The 19,875-nt window shown below is 63.3% G+C and carries 14 protein-coding genes; 8 read left to right on the top strand and 6 right to left on the bottom strand.

What is annotated here, in order from left to right; translation table 11 throughout:
- The first annotated feature begins 281 nt into the window (after nt 1–281).
- From PCJ49_RS15055 to PCJ49_RS15030, 6 genes are all read left to right on the top strand, one after another.
- Nucleotides 282–914: a 4Fe-4S dicluster domain-containing protein gene (locus PCJ49_RS15055; RefSeq protein ID WP_269911631.1), complete on the top strand. Its 633-nt coding sequence runs from the start codon at nt 282–284 to the stop codon at nt 912–914.
- Complete coding sequence (locus tag PCJ49_RS15050) at nt 914–2,554, top strand: FAD-binding protein (protein WP_269911630.1); 1,641 nt, start codon at nt 914–916, stop codon at nt 2,552–2,554. The genes PCJ49_RS15055 and PCJ49_RS15050 overlap by 1 nt, the downstream gene beginning before the upstream one ends.
- Before the next feature lie 5 nt (nt 2,555–2,559).
- Nucleotides 2,560–3,816: an NADH-ubiquinone oxidoreductase-F iron-sulfur binding region domain-containing protein gene (locus PCJ49_RS15045; protein ID WP_269911629.1), complete on the top strand. Its 1,257-nt coding sequence runs from the start codon at nt 2,560–2,562 to the stop codon at nt 3,814–3,816.
- A gap of 120 nt (nt 3,817–3,936) precedes the next feature.
- Nucleotides 3,937–4,689, top strand: coding sequence for an FCD domain-containing protein (locus tag PCJ49_RS15040; protein WP_269911628.1), 753 nt, complete (start codon nt 3,937–3,939; stop codon nt 4,687–4,689).
- A complete protein-coding gene (gene lldD, locus PCJ49_RS15035) occupies nt 4,686–5,834 on the top strand; it encodes an FMN-dependent L-lactate dehydrogenase LldD (protein ID WP_269911627.1) in 1,149 nt (382 codons plus the stop codon). Before PCJ49_RS15040 ends, lldD begins: the two co-directional genes overlap by 4 nt.
- 249 nt (nt 5,835–6,083) lie before the next feature.
- Entirely contained in the window at nt 6,084–7,415 is a 1,332-nt protein-coding gene (locus PCJ49_RS15030) for a 2-hydroxycarboxylate transporter family protein (protein ID WP_269911626.1), read from the top strand.
- A 692-nt stretch (nt 7,416–8,107) separates the two neighbouring features.
- Here the strand turns inward: PCJ49_RS15030 and PCJ49_RS15025 are convergent.
- The 6 genes from PCJ49_RS15025 to PCJ49_RS15000 all read right to left on the bottom strand — a co-directional run bounded on the left by PCJ49_RS15025 (nt 8,108) and on the right by PCJ49_RS15000 (nt 18,282).
- The gene (locus PCJ49_RS15025; protein ID WP_269911625.1) at nt 8,108–9,166 is read right to left on the bottom strand and encodes an amidohydrolase family protein; all 1,059 of its coding nucleotides are present in this window, start codon (nt 9,164–9,166) and stop codon (nt 8,108–8,110) included.
- A gap of 17 nt (nt 9,167–9,183) precedes the next feature.
- A complete protein-coding gene (locus tag PCJ49_RS15020; protein ID WP_269911624.1) occupies nt 9,184–10,626 on the bottom strand; it encodes an NAD-dependent succinate-semialdehyde dehydrogenase in 1,443 nt (480 codons plus the stop codon).
- Nucleotides 10,627–10,659: 33 nt separating this feature from the next.
- Nucleotides 10,660–12,123 (bottom strand): carotenoid oxygenase family protein, encoded by a 1,464-nt coding sequence (locus tag PCJ49_RS15015; protein ID WP_269911623.1) that lies wholly within the window; start codon nt 12,121–12,123, stop codon nt 10,660–10,662.
- Between the two features lie 37 nt (nt 12,124–12,160).
- Nucleotides 12,161–13,495, bottom strand: a complete 1,335-nt coding sequence (locus PCJ49_RS15010) for an MFS transporter (protein WP_269911622.1) — start codon at nt 13,493–13,495, stop codon at nt 12,161–12,163.
- A 58-nt stretch (nt 13,496–13,553) separates the two neighbouring features.
- A complete protein-coding gene (locus PCJ49_RS15005; RefSeq protein ID WP_269911621.1) occupies nt 13,554–16,430 on the bottom strand; it encodes a TonB-dependent receptor in 2,877 nt (958 codons plus the stop codon).
- Nucleotides 16,431–16,935: 505 nt separating this feature from the next.
- A complete protein-coding gene (locus PCJ49_RS15000; protein WP_269911620.1) occupies nt 16,936–18,282 on the bottom strand; it encodes an MFS transporter in 1,347 nt (448 codons plus the stop codon).
- 327 nt (nt 18,283–18,609) lie between these two features.
- Here PCJ49_RS15000 and PCJ49_RS14995 point away from each other — a divergent pair, with 327 nt between their 5' ends.
- Both PCJ49_RS14995 and PCJ49_RS14990 read left to right on the top strand, forming a co-directional pair.
- Nucleotides 18,610–19,137 carry a MarR family transcriptional regulator gene (locus PCJ49_RS14995; protein ID WP_269911619.1) on the top strand — a complete coding sequence of 176 codons (528 nt, stop codon included), beginning with the start codon at nt 18,610–18,612 and terminating at the stop codon, nt 19,135–19,137.
- 143 nt (nt 19,138–19,280) lie between these two features.
- Complete coding sequence (locus tag PCJ49_RS14990; RefSeq protein WP_269911618.1) at nt 19,281–19,835, top strand: nuclear transport factor 2 family protein; 555 nt, start codon at nt 19,281–19,283, stop codon at nt 19,833–19,835.
- Nucleotides 19,836–19,875: the final 40 nt, after the last annotated feature.

Genomic DNA, 19,875 nt, shown 5'->3' with positions numbered 1-19,875 from the left:
CTCCATTGGCCCGCAGCCGCATTCGGAAAACCGATGGGTGATGCAAGGCGCGTTCGGAAAACCGAACGCGCACCCGCCCCCAGGGCCAGCGATCGCGGGCGTCGGATATCCGAACAGGGATCAGGGAAATGCGCGGGGAAGCGAACAGCGGCTTGTCCATGCCCCGGGCCGGGCTGGCAGAAAACCCCGCAAATTCAAGCAGATCATCGTCTCCCCCTTTCCCTGGCACGCCCCTTGCGCAGGAACTGACAGCAGCACAGGGCGGCAGAGGAGAGACGCCGATGGGTGAGATCATTCATTTGAGGATTGATGGGCGGGATGTGGCTGTGGAAGCCCCCGCTTCCATCCTGCAGGCGGCGCTGGCCGATGGTGCAGCCTTGACCGCCAATGTCGGCTGCATGGGACAGGGTGTCTGTGGGGCCTGCCGCTGCCTGGTCCGCCGTGACGGCGAACGGCAGATCGCCACGGCCCTTGCCTGCGAAACCAGGGCGGAGGCCGCCATGCAGGTCAGCTTCATCGATTATTTCACCCCCGATAGACCCCATCGCTATGACATCGCGGCCATCCGCGATCTCTGGCAATTGTCGGATGCGGTGGATACCTATTTCCCCGAAGCCGCCCATTGTCGCCATTGCAGCGGTTGCGACCGCGCCTGCCCGAAAGGGCTGTCGGTACAGCAGGGGGTGGCGCTGTCGGTCGCGGGGGATTTCGCGGCCGCCGCCGCCATCTTCGAGCAATGCGTCATGTGCAATCTGTGCACCCTCGCCTGCCCGGAACGGATCTGGCCCAACCATCTGGGGCTGATGGTGCGCCGGGCCATCGCGGCGCTGACCCTGCGCCCCTCCGACCTGATCCGGCGCCTGAACGAAATCGAGCGCGATGTGATGACACCCGACCAAACGGAAAGGGCGTGATGGCCATGAACACGGACCCAATGACGGCCATTCCTTTCAGCACCGCCCTTCAAGTCGGGCTAACCGCACCGGGGCAGCCGATGCGGCGGTCGGATTGCACCCCGCAGATGCTGCTGGAACGGTTCCATCCCGATTATGGTGCGCAGGCCACCTGTCGCCTGACGGTGGGCCCCAGCAAGGGCGCGCGGTGCCATCCGGTGCTTGCCCGCATCATCCAGGGCAATGCGCTGATCGGCGATGTCGATCTGGCCGCCATTGCGCCGGTCACAACGGACATTCTCGTCATCGGTGGCGGCGGGGCCGGCGTTGCGGCAGCCCTTGCCGCCCGGGAAGCCGGTGCCGGCGTCATCCTGGCAGCCAAATTGCGGGTCGGTGACAGCAACACGGTAATGGCGGAGGGCGGCATACAGGCAGCCGTCGGTGACGATGACAGCCTGCAGCGGCATTATGACGACACCCTGAAGGGCGGCCACAATGCGGCCGATCCGGCGCTGGTGGAACGGCTGGTCGGCAAGGCACCGGCAATCATCCGTTGGCTCATCCAATTGGGGATGCATTTCGATCTGGCGGATGGCCCGACACCCGGCGCGCGGCTGCTGCGCAAGCGCGCCGGCGGCACCACGGCAGCCCGCATCCTCAGCTATCGGGACTTTACCGGCTTGGAAATGATGCGGGTGCTGCGCGAAGCGGTCGAGCTTGATCGCGGCGTGACCATTCTCAACCGTCACCCGGCGGTGGAACTGCTGTCCAACGACCATGGGCACTGTGCCGGTGCCGTGCTGTATGATCTTGAACATGCCACCTTGCGCATCATCCGCGCACGCGCCGTCATTCTGGCGACCGGCGGCGCCGGCCGCCTGCACCTGCAGGGCTTTGCCACCTCCAACCATTATGGTGCCACGGCGGATGGTCTGGCGCTGGCCTATCGGATCGGTGCCAGGGTGCGGGACATGGATTCCTTCCAGTTCCATCCGACCGGCATAGCCTGGCCGCAGCATCTGGCCGGCGGTTTGATTTCAGAGGCCGTCCGCTCCCTGGGGGCAAAGCTGATCAACGGTCTTGGGGAACGGTTCATTGATGAGCTGGCCCCCCGCGACGTGGTGACCGCCGCCATCCTGCGTGAATGTGCCGAAGGCCGGGGCGTGGAGCGCGACGGGCAGGTGGGCGTCCTGCTCGATACGCCCGGCCTGCTGGCCGAAAAGCCGGGCCTTCTGTCCCGGCAGCTTGTCTCCCTGGCGCATCTGGCCGATCGCTGCGGCATTGATCCACGGCGGGAGCCGTTGCTGATCCGCCCGACGCTGCATTACCAGAATGGCGGGGTGGAGATCGACCGGCACGGGGCGACGGCGGTGCCCGGTCTCTATTGCGCCGGCGAGGTGGCGGGCGGCATCCATGGCCGCAACCGGCTGATGGGCAATGCCCTGCTCGACATCCTGGTCTTCGGCCGGGAGGCGGGAAAGGCCGCCGCCACGCTGGCGGGAACGCCGCTCACCGGCAGGGTCGGGCTGGAACATGTGCGGGACTGGCAGCGGCAACTGACCTACGCCTGCATGATCGATGGGCCACGCTCGCCCCTGCTCTATCCGGCATACGGAAATTTCGACCTGCGGGCCCACATGGCCACGGCGCGGAAAGGCTGACCATCATGCAACCGGTAAATCATGTACTGCTGCATCCCGCAATCCAGGTGGGGGCCGATCTGAACCGCTGGCGCCATGCGGGCGGTGGCGTCGGCCTGATCAAGGCCGCTGGCCAGCCCGCCGCCATCATCCCCACACTGGAAGCAGCCGACCTGCGCGGCATGGGGGGCGCCGGCTTCCCGACCTGGCGAAAATGGGCGGCAGCCGCCGCCATGCAGGGCGAAACGAAATATGTCGTCTGCAACGGCAATGAGGATGAGCCCGGCACCTTCAAGGATCGCCACCTGTTGCGCTGGACCCCGCATCAGGTCATCGAAGGCGCGCTGATCGCCGCCATCGCCATCCAGGCCAGCCGCGTCATCTTCTATGTCAACCCGCACCAGACCGACAGCATCGCCGAAATGCGGACTGCCGTGGCGCAATGGCAGGACAGCGATCTTCTGACGGGCCTTGAACCGATCATCGGGCAGCCGGTCCGGCTGGAGGTGATCGCCAGTTCCGGCCGGTATATTGGTGGGGAGGAAACGGCGGTCGTATCCTGGTTGAACCAGCGCTTCCCCTTCCCCAGCCGCAAACCGCCCTTTCCCTTTGAAAAAGGGGTGGAGGGCCAGCCAACCCTGATCAACAACACCGAAACGCTGGCCAATGTGCCGCATATCCTGAACAACGGCGCGGACTGGTACCGCGCCCTGGGCCGGGGCGATGCGTGCGGGACCAAGCTTTATTCGCTTTCCGGCGATGTGTTGAATCCGGGGCTGTATGAATTGCCGATGGGAACCAGCCTGCGGGATCTGGTCTTCACCCATGGCGGCGGGATGCTGGATGGGCGTGCCTTCAAGGCCGTGTTCACCGGGGGCCCCTCCAACACGCTGCTGACGGCACGCGACCTTGATGTGGCGCTGGATTTCGATTCGGTGCGCGCGCGGCAATCCCGCCTTGGCACCGGCGCCATGATCGTGATGTCGGAAGGTACCAGCATCGTCCGCAAGGTCGCCGACTATGTCGAGTTCTTCGCCAATGGTTCCTGCGGCCAGTGCCCCTCCTGCACGTGCGGCACGTTCCAGATGGCCCGGCTGCTGGACCGGATCGCCACCGGCCGGGGCACCGCCGCCGATGTCGGCGCGCTTGATCATCTCTGCGCCATTCTGCCGGGTAGCGGCCGCTGCGCGTTGATTGACGGGGCGGTGACGGTCGTGAAAAGCGCGCTGCACAGCTTTCCCGAAGAATATCCCCAACCGGCAGCCGCAACAGCCGACCATTGATCATAATTGGTCCTACCAAATATGATCGCATCGTGATGGACGCCCAGATCATGGCTGATTATCGCGGAATATATTGCAAATTCCCCTGATTTTGGTATGACCAATATCAGGAGAAGCCCAATGCCCCCCCTGACAGATCAGATCAAGGCCCTTATTTCCGCCCGCCAACTGGCGCCGGGCGCACGCCTGCCGCCGGAACGGACGCTGGCGGCGGAGCTGGGTGTATCCCGGTCACGGCTGCGGGAAGCGATGCAGCAACTGATCAGCCGCGGCCTGATCGTCAGCCGCCGGGGCGGCGGGAATTTCGTCGCCCCGGGCAGCGCGGAACTGGCGCTGGAACAGGCGATGCAGCCGCTGCAGCCGCTCGCTCAGACAGAGGGCGGCTACTGGCAGGATGTCATGGAAATCCGCAAGTCGCTGGAGGCTGACGCCGCCTATCACGCGGCCCTGCGCGCCGATGATCTGGACAGGCAGCGCCTGACGGCGGCCCTGCTGGCGGTCTGTGCCGGTGCGGCCGATCCGGATACCCAATCACGCGCGGATGCCGCCTTTCACATGGCGATTGCCGAAGCGTCGCATAACCTTGTGCTACGGCAGGTGATTTCCGGGCTGTTCGACCTGATGCGGGTCAGCATCGCCGAGAGCCTCAGCAAGCTGCATCTGCTGCCCGATACGGCGGAAAAGCTGAACCACCAGCATCAGGCCATTGCCGCGGCGATCCTGGCCGGGCGGGCCGATGAGGCACGCCAGGCCGCGACGGATCATCTCTGCTTCGTGGAAGACAGCCTGCGTCGCATCGAAGAGGAAACCGCGCGGGCACGCCGGGCCGGGGCCTTGCGCAACAAGCCATCCCAGGGGGAGATGTCAGCATGATCATATCATCTTCAACCGATTACAGAGAGGCCGCCCGCCGTCGATTGCCGCCCTTTCTGTTCCATTATATCGATGGCGGGGCCAATGCCGAACGCACGCTGCGCAATAATGTGGAGGATCTTTCCGACCTTGCGCTGCGCCAGCGCGTGCTGAAAAGCGTTGGATCGGTGGATATCTCCACCCAGTTCTTTGACGAGAAGGTGGCCATGCCGGTGGCATTGGCCCCGGTCGGTCTGACCGGCATGTATGCGCGGCGCGGTGAGGTGCAGGCGGCACGCGCCGCCGCCAAGAAGGGCATTCCGCTGACGCTTTCCACCGTCTCCGTCTGTTCGATTGAGGAAGTGCAGGCGGCTGTGGAGCGGCCGATCTGGTTCCAGCTTTATGTGCTGCGGGATCGCGGCTTCATGAAGAATGCGCTGGAACGCGCCTGGGCGGCGGGTATCCGCAAACTGGTCTTCACTGTCGACATGCCGGTGCCCGGCAGCCGCTACCGCGATGCCCATTCCGGCATGTCGGGCCCCAATGCCCCCTTGCGGCGCATGGTCCAGGCGGTGATGCACCCCGCCTGGGCGATTGATGTCGGGCTGCTGGGCCGGCCGCATGATCTGGGCAATGTTTCCGCCTATCGGCAGCAGAAGACCAATCTGGCCGACTATGTCGGATGGCTCGGCCAGAATTTCGACCCTTCCATCGGCTGGCAGGATCTGGAATGGATTCGTGACTTCTGGAAGGGCCCGATGATCATCAAGGGCATTCTGGACCCCGACGATGCCCGCGACGCCGTTCGGTTCGGTGCTGACGGGATTGTGGTTTCCAATCATGGCGGGCGGCAGCTTGACGGCGTGCTCTCCTCCGCAAAGGCCCTGCCGGCCATTGCCGACGCGGTGAAGGGTGACCTGACCATTCTGGCGGATTCCGGCGTCCGCTCCGGGCTGGATGTGGTGCGGATGCTGGCTCAGGGCGCGGATGGCGTCATGATCGGCCGTGCCTTTGTTTATGCGCTGGCGGCGGCCGGTGCTGCCGGTGTCGAAAACCTGCTGGATCTGTTCGCCAAGGAAATGCAGGTGGCCATGACGCTGACGGGCGCGCGTTCCATCGCGGAGATTTCGGCCGACAGTCTGGTGAAGGCGGTGGTCGCCGCCTGATCCCGCCGGACAGGCTTTTTCGCCAGGGGCGCCGGGGGGCAGCATCCTTCCGGCGCCCCTGTTGCGTTCGGATAGCCGAACATCCATCAGGGCCAGCGGTCGGAAAGACGCACACAAACGCCGTCAGGTTTTAAAAAATCCTATAAAAACAGTCCATTACCGACGAACTCCGACTTGGCACGCCATGTGCGTCCAGCAAGCCATCAGCAGCCGATCCGCCGTGTCGGCATTTGGTTATCGGAGGAAAACATGGCCGGAAAAGAACATAACGGCGGCCCCGCCAGCGCAGCCCGACCGACGGGCCTTGCCGCCTGGAAATCCTGGCGGGTGGGGCCGATGCCCCTGCCGCTTTATCTTGCCATTGCCATCGTGGTTCTTGGCGCATCGGCGGCCGGGCGGTTGCCGGCCGACATGATCGGCGGCTTTGCCGCCATCATGCTGCTGGGGCTGCCCCTGGGGGAACTGGGTTCCCGCCTGCCGGTCCTGAAGCATATTGGTGGCTCGGCCATTCTCTGCCTGTTCGTGCCCTCGGCACTGCTGGCCTATCAGATCATGAACCCAGCGCTGCATCAGGCGATTGCCGCCGTGATGAAGACCTCGAATTTCCTCTATCTCTATATCGCCTGTCTGGTCACGGGATCGATGCTGGGGATGAACCGGCGGGTTCTGATCAAGGGCTTTCTCAAGATGTTTGTGCCGCTGGCCGTGGGCACGGCTGCCGCCATCATCGCCGGCTCCCTGGCCGGTCTCGCCTTCGGCTATGAGGTGAAATATACGTTCTTTTTCATCATCATGCCGATCATCGCCGGCGGGATTGGCGAAGGCATCCTGCCGCTGTCGCTGGCCTATGCGGAGATTACCGGCCAGGCCCAGCCCGCCCTGATCGCCACGCTGATCCCCGCAGCGCTGATCGGCAATGTGGTCGCCATCGTCAGCGCCGGGGTGCTGCGTCATATCGGGGAGATCAGGCCGCAACATTCCGGCAAGGGGCTGTTGGTACGCAGCGGTGAAGACAATGATCTTCTGGCCGAAATGGCCGTCGATCAGAAGATCGACCTTCCCCTGATGGGGGCAGGCCTGCTGTTATCCTGCTGCATGTTCATTCTGGGTGCCTTCCTCTCGCCCGATCTGGGCGTTCCCGGCCCCATTTTGATGATCATCGGGGCAGCCCTGCTGAAGATTTCCGGCGTCATTCCCAGCCGGGTGGAAACCGGCGCCCACCAGATGCATCGTTTCATGACGACGAACATGACCTTCCCGCTGCTGGTGGGGCTGGGCACGCTGTATGTGCCCTGGATTGACCTGCTGGCCGCCTTCCATCCCGCCTATTTCGTTATCTGCCTGTCAACGGTGCTGGGCATGGTCATGTCCGGCTGGTTCGTCGGCAAATGGCTTGGCATGTATGAGCTGGAGGCCGCCATCGTCACCTGCTGCCATTCCGGTCTGGGCGGCACGGGCGATGTTGCCATATTGTCTGCCGCCAACCGTATGGGCCTGATGCCCTTTGCCCAGATCTCCACCCGCATCGGCGGGGCCGGCATGGTGGTGCTGGCAGCGTTCCTGTTGAAGGCGCTGCAATAGACCGTCGGTGACGTCAGCGGGCGCGCCATTCAAACGGCGCGCCTTGCTGGCATCGACATCGGCAGAACAGGTCTGCCGATGTCTGAATCGAACCGGGATTGTCGGCGGTTCCGGCTTATCCAACGAAGGGGATTACCTTGTCATGGAGAACTTCCGCCGCCGTCACTGGGCTCCTAACATTACAGTTGCGGTTCAAAATATGGGCAACAGAGCGTTGGAAATGACCCCGCCTGAAGCAGGAAAATCACAGAAATCCTGACCTGCGGACAAGACCTCATTGAAGGGAAGAAACGAGAACAAATCTAACCGCAACTGTAATGCTAAGTGAGACCGTTAACATACCAAGCTTGCCGGAGCCGCAGTGATTCGATATGGGATGTTGCAATTAAATCAATGTGGTAAGTATACTATGCGGTGAAGAAGATGTGCTGGACAGGGCAGGCGTCGGGCATGGAAACCCTGATCCGCCGTAGCGAGGTGACCACCCGGGCACCGATTTTCAGCAGCTTCTGCCGGATGGTATGGGGGGCGGCCTTGGGGCAGGTCGGTGGCTTGCAACGCCATCAGCCGCAATTGCGTCATCAGCACATAGGCGAACCCGGCCAGGATCAGCCGGGTCTGGTTGGTTTTGAAGGCATGGGCCGGTCCGGATCAGCCGCGTCGCTAGGTTCCGGACCGCTTGAAACAGGGCATCAACGGATATTGAACAGCGTCTCCGCGTTGGTCTGGAAGAATTTCCGCTTCACCTCCAACGGCATGTCCATCGCGTCCAGCGCCGCGACCTCTTCCACTGGGCATTGATAGGGATAGTCCATGGCGTACAGCACGCGATCCACGCCCATCACCTTCTGGGTGAACTTGATGGCTTCCTCCCAGGCGACGCCGGAATTGGTGATGTGGAAATGCTCCCGCAGGTAGGTGGAGACCTTGCCCTTCTTCAGCGGCTTCATGCATTCATAGCGGCCGGTGCGCACGCCCGCACCATGCATGAAATCCAGCCGGTAGAGCCAGAAGGGCAGGGCCTCCCCCATATGGCCGATGATGATCTGTAATTTGGGGAAGCGGTCCAGCGTGCCCGACGTGATCAGGCGCAGCGCGTGCATCCCCGTCTCCACCCCGAAGCCGAAAAGCGCCCCATCCAGACCCGCTTCCAGCAGCGGGCCGATCATGGATGCTGGCGGCGTGTTGGGGTGGATATAGAGGGGGACATCCATCGCCTCGATGGCTTCCAGCACCTCATGGAATTTCGGATTGTCCAGATATTCACCCAGGATGTGGCTGTTGATCAGCACGCCGGACAGGCCCAGTTTGCCGATGGCGCGTTCCACCTCCCGCGCCGCCGCCGTGGGGTTCTGGGGCGCACAGGCGGCCATGCCGCTGAAGCGGGTGGGATATTTGGCGATGGCCTCCGCCAGCCGGTCATTGGCGGTTTCCGCCACCATGGTGGCGCGGTCGGCATTGCGGATGACGTTGGTGCCCGGTGCCGTCAGGCCCAGGATCTGGCGATCGATGCCGCGTTCATCCATATGCGCGATGCGCTGTTCACCCAGATCCATCAGGGCGTTGGCGACGAAGCGCGGCCGCTCGGCCGGATGATCCAGATAATAGCCGATCAGGCTGAGGAAGCCGGGATCGACATCCGGTGCCGCCAGTTCTTCGCGGAAAGCCGCGATCAGCTCGGGCGTGGTGAAGGCTTCCTCGGTTGCGATGCGCAGATAGCCTTGTGCGCCGCCGGTCTTTGGCATGGTCATGGGTCGCCTCCCTCTTTTCAATGTTGATGGATGGTCTTGGTGACAAGGCAGGCGGCAAGACCCTCCGGTCCATCCTCCGACCCGTGGCCGCTTTCCTTGACCCCGCCAAACGGCGCGTCGGCGGCGGCCAGTGCGGTGGTGTTGATGGCCACCATGCCCGCCTCGATGGCGTCACCGATCAGGTTGGCCCGGCGCGCATTTTCCGTGAAGGCGAACGACGCCAGGCCATAGGGCAGGCGGTTGGCCTGCTCCACCGCCTCATCCAGGGTGGCGAAGGGGGTGGCGACCACCACGGGGCCAAACGGCTCCTCATTCATGATGCGGGCCTTGTTGGGGACATCTGACAAAACCGTCGGCTGCCAGAAGAAGCCGTTGCCCTCAATCGCTTCGCCGCCCGTGCGGATGCGGGCGCCATGGCGGACGGCATCCTGCACAAGGTCGGTGATGGCGGCCGGGCGGCGCGGGTTGGCCATCGGCCCCATCTGGGTGTCGGGCGCCAGACCGTCGCCCACCTTCATCTGCGACAGGCGCTTGGCATAGGCTTCCACGAACCGGTCATAAATGCCCTGCTGGATATAGAACCGGGTGGGGGAGACGCAGACCTGTCCGGCATTGCGGACCTTGCTGTTGGCCAGCATCTCCAGTGTCCGGTCGAAATCGCAATCATCGAAGATGATCACGGGCGCGTGGCCGCCCAGCTCCAGGGTCGTCACCTTCATCGTGTCGGCGCACAGCCGCATCAGATGCTTGCCGACAACCGTTGATCCGGTGAAGCTCAGCTTGCGGATGATCGGGCTGGCCAGCAGATGGCGCGACACCTCGTCCGGCACGCCGAAGACAAGCTGCACGACATCGGACGGGCAGCCCGCATCGATCAGCGCCTGCACCACGGCCATGGCCGAGGCCGGGGCCTCTTCCGCCGGTTTCAGGATGACGGAGCAGCCGGCGGCGATGGGCGCGCCCAGCTTGCGGCCGGGATTATGGATGGGGAAGTTCCAGGGCGCGAAGGCCGCCACCGGCCCCACCGGCACCTTCATCACCAGTGACCGCTGGCCCGCCGGCCGCACCAGCACGCGGCCATAGACCCGGCGCGCTTCCTCCGCATAAAAATCAAACAGGCCGGCACAGGCGATGGTTTCGATCCGGGTTTCGGCCAGGGTCTTGCCTTCCTCCAGCGTAGCGTTGCGGGCGATCAGGTCGGCCCGTTCGCGCAGCAGGCGGGCAGCATCGCGCAGCACGCGGGCCCGTTCATCGACGGATGTCTTACTCCAGGTGCGGAAGCCACGGTCGGCGGCGGCCAGCGCCCGGTCCAGATCGGCGGCACCGGCCAGCGGCAGCTCGCCCAATGTCTCCCCATTGGCGGGATTGATGACGGTGTGTGTGCGGTCGGCCCGCATGATCCATTCGCCATCAATATACATGCCGAGTTTGGGATAGTCGGTGGAAGTCTGGTCAACCAAAATTGATCCTTTCGGTCGCACGAAGGGGGAAGGTCAGGCTTTGGTGATGGTCTGGGCCGGTGCCCAGTTGCCATGCAGTCCCTGACGGATGCGGAAGGGCAGGCCGATGGTGGCGATGGGACCGGCCGCCAGATTAAGGGCGTTGAACAGCAACAGGCGGGAGGCGTGCTCCACCAGCCGGTTCTCGATCACCACGATGTAGCCATCGCCTTCAGCATTGGAGCCGGGGCGCGGAATGAAGGCCGGTTCCTGGAAGGAGGAGGTGGAGCCGACCCAATAAGTATCGGTCTCCCCCGTTTCCAGGTCGATGCGGCCCAGCGTGTTCATCATCAGGCCCGACGCGCTGCGCCCGCCCGGCAGGTCCACGGGCTTGGTCATGTCCTGCACAAGCTGCCAGCCATAGCGGTTCTTCACCCCGGCGAACCGGTCATCGATGCGGGGGAACTCGCCGACCAGATTGGCCAGCGGCGCCATCTGGATGTCGTCGCTGTTGGCACTCATATCCACCGTCCAGCGCGTCATGGTCGCGGCAGCCTCATGCGGCTGGAACGGCGCCCCTTCGGTATCGGGGAAGAAGGGGAACATGTTGCCCTTCGCCATCGGCACATCGAAATGCACCTTGCTGCCGTCCTCATGCGCGTTCATGACGTGGCTGGCAAAGCAGGTGGGGGCGGAGAACCAGCGGATATCTTCCGCCCCGCCATTGCGCGGCAGCACGCCCAGATGCACCGGCCGCCCCCGGTCGAAGCCGAAATGCGGCAGGCCGGCCTTCAGCCGTTCCCAGGAACCGACAATGGGCACCACATGGAAGACGACATAATTCTCGGTAAAGCCGAAGTCGTGCATCATGCAGTAATAGGGGATCTCGAACCAGACCTCGTTCGTGATCTTCCCGTCGGCGCTGATCGTGTAATAGACCATGTCGCGGGTACACAGGCCCTTGGCGGCATAGCCGAAGCTCAACATCTCCCCCGTGCGCGGGTCGATCTTGGGATGGGCGGAGAAGGTCTGCGATGTCATGGCCCCGCCGAAATCATAGGTCGGGTCCAGCGTCGCCAGTGTTTCCGGGTCCATGATGACGGGCGGGCTGTCCTCCTTCAGGGCGAACAGCTTGCCGGCATGAACGATGACATTGGTGTTGGCGGTGCCGCGCACCTCCCCCTGCACGCTGTCATCATCGGTCAGCGGGTTGCGGTAGGCGCCGAACAGGGCGCGGCCGGCCTGACGTTCCAGGGTGAACTTGTCGGTACGGGCCCAGCGCTGCTGCAGGGCAACATTGCCGTCCTTGAAGCGGAACCGCGTCACCATGCCGTCGCCGTTGAACCAAATATCGTCACCGGCCAGCGGTGGGAATTGCGGGTCCGGCGCTACCCGGTAGAAGCTGCCATCCAGATCGGCGGGCACGGCGCCGTCCAGCACGGGCAGGTGATTAACATCCGCCTCCACGCCCGAGGGGGCGAAGAAACCGGTGAAGTTGGGCGTATTGGGAAATTTCATGATAGGCCCCTTGCACGGAAAATGTCAGGACGGATGGTCATGGGCGCTCTTCCGCCGCGATGGCGCGGGCGGCCAACCCGTAATGCAGCGCCGCCCAGGCATAGAGGCCGATGCTGGCCAGAAGCGCGCTGCGCACCCCGATGGCCGAGGCAGCGGCTGCGTCAGTGATGCCGGAGGCAGTGGCGAACAGATCGCTGAGCAGGCCCAGCAGCGGCGGGCCGAAACCCACCCCCACCATGGTGGAGACGAAGAAATAGACGAAAGCCGCCGTGGTGCGCTGCTGTGGTGCCACCATGTTTTGGAAGGCGACCAGCGTGGGCACCGAATGGAAGAACAGGAACACGCCGGCGAGGGTGATCAGGGTCACCGCCGCGACATGATTATCCAGCCCGTAACCGGCCAGATAGAGCGGCACACTGATGGCGATACCGCAGAAAGGCAGCAGCGCATACCAGCGCCGGCCGCGCCTGGCGATGAAATCAATACCGAAGCCCCCCAGGCTCATGCCCGCCGTCGATGCCGTGGTGCTGATGATCGCCACATAGAGGGCGGTCGTGGTCAGCGGCAATTCATGCACACGCATGAAAAAGGGGGCGGTGAAGGCGCCGCCCGCGAACAAAGCCATGCTGGCCAGCGCCAGTCCGGCCAGCATGTGGCGAAAGGCCGGGCGGCGGAACATCTGCGCGAACACCTCCCGCGTCCGAGGCGGGGTGGTGCCGGGACCGGATGCGGCGATACTGCCCCCGGCCAGCCCGTCGCTATGGCCGCGCGGCGGGTCGCGCAGCAGCAGGCGAAACAGCAGCGCCACCACCAGACCCGGCGCGCAGACCAGCATCAGGGCCACGCGCCAGCCATGATCCTGCGCCAGCCAGGCCGCCACAACGGAGCCCAGCAAGGCCCCCACCGGGGCGCCCAGCCGCATCACGGTCAGGGCAAAGCCCCGTCGGTGGGGCGGGAAATGGTCGCCGATCAGCGAGGTGCTGGGCGCCTGCACCCCAGCCTCCCCGATGCCGACACCGATACGGCACAGGAACAGTGCCCAGATATTGGTGGCCATGCCGCAGAGCAGGCTCATCACCGAAAACACGGCGACGGAAACAGAAATGATGGTGACGCGGTCACGCCGTTCGGCCAGCCGGGCGATGGGCAGGCCCAGCGTGGAATAAAGAATGGCGAAGGCCAGACCACCCAGCAGGCCGAACTGGAAATCGGTCAGCCCCAGATCCTTTTTGATCGGCTCCGCCAATGTCTGGATGATCACCCGGTCGACATAGGCGAAGGCCGACACCAGCAGGATCAGCACCAGCAAGGTCGCGCGGTAGCCACGTCCGAACAGAGGATCATCGGCGGCCGGCTTTACCGGAGAGGTCATATCGACCCTACTTTCTTGCCTGAAAGCGGGAGGGCCGCGCGGGCCCTCCCCTGATGGATCAGAAGGAGAAGCGGAAGCCGGCCTTGAAGGTGCGGCCGATGCTGTCATAGAGAACCGGGTTGTTCACACCGAAGCTGGACGGCAGATCGTTGGGCGGATCGCGGTCGAACAGGTTGTTCACGATGCCGAACAACTGCACCTTCCTGTCATTGATGGTCAGGTCATACTGGGCATTCAGGTTGAACAGCCAGTAATCATCGACCCGGTTGTCGCTGATGCTGTTGGCCAGCGTCGGGCTGTAGCCGGACTGATGCGGGCCAATCAACGTGGCATTATAGACCCCGCGAGAGATGTAGCGCGATTGCAGGGTGCCGGTGAAATCACCCAGGGCATAGGTGGCGCTGAGCGTGCCGGTGAAGGTCGGCAGGCCGGAGGGCTGGGAGGTGGGCGCTCCGTTCATCCCGGCCCGGTCCACCGAGGTGCCCGTGGCATCAATGGTGACCAGATCGAACAGATAGGTGCCGAGCGCGCGCAGGGTCAGGTCGCCATCCCCCAGGGCCAGCTTGTAGTGGGCCTCGATATCCACCCCGCGCGTCTTCAGCGTGTTCAGGTTCAGATTGGCATTGTTGACGCTGGTGATGGCACCGGCCGCATTGCGGGTGATCAGGGAACAGAGTTCCTTGGCTCCGGCAGCACAGCGATTGATGATGACCTGACCGCCCAGCGTGGTGATGGCGCCATCCAGGCTGATGTCGAAATAATCGGCGGAGAATTGCAGATCATCCACCGGGGTGACGACCGCACCCACCGTCCAGGTCTTGGCGATTTCCGGCTGCAGCTTGGTATTGCCGCTCAATGCAACAGAGGTGAGCGCGCTGCCACCGCTGTTGGGATCGGTCAGGAACTGGAAGCTGGTGCTGGCGGGGGCGTTGAGTTCGAAGAAGTTGGGCGCGCGGATATCGCGCGACCGGGTGCCGCGCAGCCGCAGGAAATCCGCAGGCTCCCAGGACAGGCCGGCCTTCCAGCTCCACACCGAACCGCTGGTGGAATAGTCGGTCAGGCGCACGCCGCCATTGACCGACAGGCTTTCAGCAAACGGGACCGATTTCAGCAGCGGCACGCCCAGTTCGGCATAGCCTTCCTTCACCTTGATATCGGGGCCGCTGATGGACTGGCCGGAACTGGTGATGAAACGCAGGGCGGATGAGACCGCATCGGTGCTGCCGGCCACACTTTCCACCCGGTATTCGGCACCGGTGGCGAAGGAGATCGGCCCGGCGGGCAGTTCCACGATCGTACCGGAGATATTGGCCGAGGCCACCTGCTGGATCAGGTGCGTCTTCTGCGCGGCCGTACCATAGGCATAGGCGACAGCCTCGGGAGAGAAGCGGTTTTCACCGAACAGGTTCAGCGGCTTGCACCCGGCCACCAGCGGGTTTGTCGGCGTGGTCAGGGTCGACCGGCAGACGATATTGCCATTGGCGACACCGTTCTGGAACAGACCCTGATCCACCGCATCCACCGCGCGGGCGAAATTATCGGTGATCTGGGTGTTGCGGGTTTCCTGTTCGTAATTGGTCCGGCCATACTGGTAATAGGCATCCCATTGCCAGTCATCGCCGAGATCGCCCTTGGCGCCGGTGACAAGGCGATAGGTCTCCCGCTCGACCTCCGCCACCGGCGGGCCGATATCATTGGAGACGCGGCCGAAGGAAAAACTGCTCTGACCGGCCGCCGCCAACTGCGCGCGCAGGGCCGCCGGCAGAAAGGCATTATCGCGCTGGATGGTGATATTGCCGGTATTGCGGGCCGATGCGCCGATGGTTTCCGCGTTCGTGCGGCCATAGGAAGCCTCCATGAACAGTTCGATACTGTCCGTGGCCTGATACTTGGCATGGACCAGGCCGGAATAGCGCTCAACCGGCGCCAGCAGCGGGAAGTTGTTGTAGAAACCATTGACCGGATCGGCACTGCCACCCGACTGGAACAGGCCGCCATTGGAGAAGGCGGGGCCGGTGGCATAATAGGTGCCATAATCATGGTTGAAATAGCTGCCGTCAGGCCGGAATTCGATACCGCGCAGCACACCCGATGTGATCAAACCGCCGAAGGAGGCCGTGGCCGTGCGGGCATTGGGCAGCAGAATCTGGCGCGCCAGCCCATTGGTCTGCGGGGTGGGGTTGGAAATCGTGTTGTAACTTTCGGCACACCAGTCACGGCTGTAACAGTCGCCCATGCCCTTGTTGTTGGAATATTCACCACCGATCACAATGTGACCACGGCCACCGGCAAAGTCCGTACCGCCGGCCAGGGTGGCATAGACTTCGCGATTGTCATCTTCCTGCGACAGACCATACTGCACGCTGCCGCGCACGCCTTGCAGATTGGTGTTCAAGATGAGGTTGACGACGCCGGCCACCGCATCGGAACCATAGGCGGCGGACGCGCCACCGGTCACCACTTCGCTGCGTTCAATCAGCACGGTGGGGATCAGGTTCAGGTCAACGGAACCCGATGGCGAATTGCCGCTGCCGGCGATGGTGCTGGCAACAAAGCGGCGGCCATTGACCAGCACCAGCGTGCGCTGTGCGCCCAAACCACGCAGATCGGCCAGATTGGCACCGGCATTGCTGGAAAAGATGCCGACGGTTGCCGGGGTCGATTGCGGGCGGAAGGACGGCAAGGTGTTCAGCAGGTCGGCGACATTGGACACGCCCTGGCGCTGCAACTCCACCTCGCCCATGACGGTCACGGGCGTTGGGGCGGCAAAACCCGTCATCTGCAAACGGGTACCGGTAACGACGATCTCGTCAAGCGAGTCAAGTGTCTGGTGCGCCGCACCAGTGGCGTCTTGCGCTGCGGCGGGATTGGCCAGGGCGACAAGGACGGCCAGGATGCTGGCGCCGGTCAGCCGGTGCGCCGGTGAGTGCCTCATGTGGATTTCCTCCCCCTGCGTTGCGCCCGACAGACCTGGGTATGGCGGCGCACGCATTTGTTGATTTTTCAATGATGTCATTGATAGCTCAATGATGTGGGTGTTGGCAAGGGATGATCGACCAAAAAGGATCCCCTGTTTCCATTTCCGCCGACAGGGGGCCGCACGGGGAGGGGCAATGAGACGGTCCGAGGGAATAATTTGAATCAATCAATTGATTTTGTTGTATATTTTTTTAAGGGCCGCGCGCTGACGCTGCCTTCAATGGTATGCGATCTGCCGCACACCCGCCACCCATTTCATCATCGGTCCGGCTTTCGATCTGCTGGTGTCTATCATCCGGTTCTTAAATGGAAATTGCCATGTTCGACCGGCTGATCCTGTCGCAGATGATCAGAAATTCCGCGCCTTGCCTATCGATGGGTGGTCGATAATATTGATTTATCAATAAAATATGATCCGGATTGGCGGCCCCTGCGGGGCAGTTGCCGCCAATCCGGGCACGTCACGCCGCGACGGGCTTCCCGGCCGGCGCACCCTCCCGCCGGATCGGCTTCAGCAGCAGCACCAGCAGGGCCACGGCGACCGGCGGTATGGCGATCATGGCCAGCGTGATCTCCAGCGTAAAGGATGACGCCAGCGCCATGCCGCCAAACAGCGGGGCGATGATGCCGCCAATGCGGCCGGCACCGCCGGCCCAACCCACACCCGTGCTGCGCAGGGCGGTCGGATAGATCTGGGTCATCAGCATGTTCAACCCAGCCTGACCACCCGATTGGCAGAAGCTCCAGCAGACCAGCAACAGCACGAAGCCCACGGTACCGAATGGCACATGGCCCATCAGGATCAGGGTCGCCGCGATCCCGATATAATAAAGCGGGATCAGCCGGGTGGCGCCGATCCGGTCCATCAGGAAACCAATGGTCACCGTGCCGACCATGCCGCCGATGAAGCCGGTCATGGACACGATGGCGAAACGCTGGATCGAAATGCCGCCCATTTCCTGGAAAAAGGTGGGCAGCCAGGCTGCCAGCAGCGCGATATTGCCCATGGACAGGACGCAGGCGGCAAACAGGATGGCGCTGGTGCGGGCACGCCCGTCCCGGAACACGTCGATGACATGCGCCTTCACCTTCTTCCCACCGGTTTCCGCTGTGACAAACTGTTCCTCCCCGGTCAGGAGCAGGCTGCGGTCCATCCAGCGGATGGTGCGGGCGATGGCGGGGTGGCTGGGGTCACGCCCCACGCGATAGGTCAGCGATTCCGGCAGGAACAGCACCAGCACCGGCGCCAGGGCCAGCGGCATCAACCCGCCCAGCCAGAACCCGCTTTCCCAGCCATAATGCGGCACCAGCAGGGCGACGGCGGCCCCGGCGGCACTGCCGGCGCTGTATCCCGCGATGCCCATGGCGATAAACAGCGACCGCCAGCGCTTGGGTGTGAATTCCGCCAGCAGCGCCATGGTGGTGGGCACCACGCTGGCCAGGAACAGGCCCGACAGGCCGCGCAGGATGGCCACCATCATCAGCGAGGTGGAAAAGACGGTGATGATGGTCAGCAGACCGAAAATGATGAAGGCAATGACCAGCATCCGCTTGCGGCCGTAATAGTCCGACAGCGGGCTGATGACGAAGGCGCCGATGGCCAGCCCGGTCTGCTGCAGCACGAACACGATGGTCATGCTGGCGGGTGTCGTGCCAAAATCACCGGCGATGGCGGGTGCGATCTTGCCGACCATGAAGATATCGAACCCGTCGATGAACATGGCCAGCGTGGTCAACAGCAGCACAAGACATTGCGGCAGGCCGATCTTGCGCTGGTCGATAAAGCTCTGCACGTCGAACGCGGACATGAAGCAGCACTCCCTCCCTGAAGGGTGCCGGGTGGTTTCCGGCTATGTCATTGTGTTTGAAATGCTGGCCTGTTGACGAATGGCCGAAGGCCGCCCGTGCCGACCAGTCTTTGAGGAATCAATATTATTCCCTGTTCCCGTTCAGCGCCAGCCCCCTTGACCCTGGTTGTGAAAAATATCGGCCACCCCATCCCGTCGGGAAGGTTGGCCACCAGAACGCTGGAATAACATTGAATGATCAACTAACAATGGGATCGGATCAGCCGTTGCTGACACTCAACGGGGGAAAGGCGACTTATGAAAAGGCAGTCCAGAACGGATGCGAGCTTGGGCCGCAGCACGGTGGAGACCGAAGCGGCGGACCCGGACAAGGGGGGGCCGGCCCGCACGCCGCTTGAACTGCCGGGATGGAATGTCCCGAACCTGCAATTCTCCACCTTCCGGGTGACGCTGCTGGCCAAGGTGATTGACCGGCTGACGATCCGGCGGCTGGCGGAGCGGGGGGAACTCACCTATGCCGAATGGCGGGTGCTGGCCCGGCTGGGCACCATGCCCGAGGGGGGAACCGTGGGCCAGGTTGCCGACCTGGCCTGGGTCGACCGGGCCGAGGTCAGCCGGGCTGCCCGCTCGCTGGAGGAACGCGGATATACAAGGCGCCGCGAAAACCCCAACGATCTGCGCACACCCATCCTGTTTCTCACCAAAGCCGGGGAGAAACTGTACAAGGCGACGCTGAAGGAACGCGTCGCCTTCCATGAATCGCTGTTGGTCGACCTGTCGCCGGAGGAGCGGGTGGTGCTGGACGAGCTGTTGTCCCGCATCGGCGACCGGCTGGCGCATCTGGTGAAAATCTAGCCCTTTGTCAGCGACCGATTTCAAATATTGTTGATCTATCAATATAAAAGTTCATTGAATTATCAATGAATTGATGCTACGCCTGATCCCGTTCCGCCCGGCGTCGCGCTGGCACGCGCGGGCCATTTCCGGAAGAGGGATCGATGGCAGAGGTCTGCTGGCCGGACGGTGTTCCGGCGGTGATGCCGGCTGAGGATCGGGCCGAAATCACCGAACTTTTCGCCCGCTATGCCTGGGGGCTGGACTTGGCCGATGAGGAACAGGTGCTGGATACCTTTGCCGAGGATGGGGAGTTCGACCATCTCTGGCAGGGCAAGGCGCAGGGCCGCGCGGCGATCCGCGCCCATCTGCGCAGCCTCTGGTATGATCGGCAGCATTGGTGGTTCGGTCGTCAGCATCTGTTCAACCATTTCATCATGGACCCGCGTCCGGAAGGGGCGCGGGTGCGCTGCTTTTTCCAGATCATCCAGTTCAATGCCGATTACGGCAGCAATTTCATCTTCGGCATCGGCACGCGCGACGACCGGCTGGTGAAACGCCATGGTCGCTGGAAGTTCCACCGCCTGTTCGTCAATGCCTGGACGAAGGCCGATCAGGTGCCCTGGAAGGGCGAACGCACCATGGTATCGCGCCCCTTCAACGCGCCGCCCCCGGCCGATTGCCGGCCGTTCAGTGTGCAGTCGCAGGACCCTTGGTGATGGGGCGATGGTGCCGCTCCATGACCATATCGGGGCATTG

This window comes from Niveispirillum sp. BGYR6 (assembly GCF_027568365.1).
Classification (GTDB): Bacteria; Pseudomonadota; Alphaproteobacteria; order Azospirillales; family Azospirillaceae; genus Niveispirillum.
This window is presented reverse-complemented; position numbering and strand designations above follow the sequence as displayed.